The sequence below is a fragment of the Rahnella sp. PAMC25617 genome (assembly GCF_050606005.1).
In the GTDB taxonomy this organism is placed as follows: domain Bacteria; phylum Pseudomonadota; class Gammaproteobacteria; order Enterobacterales; family Enterobacteriaceae; genus Rahnella; species Rahnella variigena.
On record NZ_JBOCUM010000230.1, the window covers coordinates 1 to 312 of the forward strand.

Annotated in this window: 1 protein-coding gene; it reads left to right on the forward strand. The window is 44.2% G+C overall.

Features of this window, described 5'->3' with window-relative positions; genetic code table 11:
* The coding region (locus tag ACM615_RS24250; RefSeq protein WP_431012687.1) for a hypothetical protein at positions 1 to 312 on the forward strand (312 nt) is incomplete at both ends.

Sequence of the window (312 nt, forward strand, 5' to 3'; positions counted from 1 at the left end):
ATTCGATGAAACGCAAAATATAGACTTCAATACTCAAATTGACGACGAACAGGGACTTGAAGATGCTCAGACGTTGATCAGTGAGTTGAATGCTCGTTTAGCTGATTTACGAATCGCAGGTGCACCAGCAAAGCTCGGTATTACCGAAGATGATTATCGCTCATTTAGAGTTATGTATGCTGAAATACTAGATCGCATCCGGGCGCTTGAAGAAAAGCGCGCTACTGCTATTGAGAGGATCAATCCCGCACATCCTGAAGAGATTGCCCAAAAGCAGCTTAATAGTCACGCTAGTCGGCTACAAGCTCGTTT